Raw genomic sequence first — 241 nt, 5'->3', positions numbered from 1 at the left:
CGGGCCTGGTTCGTGGCCCTGCTGGAGCGGATGCCCGAGGTGGACAAGGCCATCCCCATGCCGCTTGGCCACGGTGACTTCAAGCTGGGGGCCCGCCGTCGGCTCGGCAAGCAGCTGGCGGCAGAGCAGTACGATCAGGCCATCATCCAGCCCAACTCCATGAAGTCGGCGCTCATCCCCTGGTTCGCCAGGATCCAGGTGCGTACTGGCTGGAAGGGGGAGCACCGCTTCGGCCTGCTCA

1 protein-coding gene is annotated in these 241 nt (G+C 67.2%); it reads left to right on the top strand.

Going from position 1 to position 241, the window contains the following annotated elements; genetic code table 11:
- On the top strand, nucleotides 1-241 hold a 241-nt coding region (locus B4920_RS27645), incomplete at both ends, for a glycosyltransferase family 9 protein (protein ID WP_305847143.1).

Origin of the sequence: Zoogloea sp. LCSB751, from assembly GCF_002028455.1 — a bacterium.
Classification (GTDB): Bacteria; Pseudomonadota; Gammaproteobacteria; order Burkholderiales; family Rhodocyclaceae; genus Zoogloea.
The sequence above is the reverse complement of the archived record's forward strand: the minus strand, read 5'-3'. Positions and strand labels throughout refer to the sequence as shown.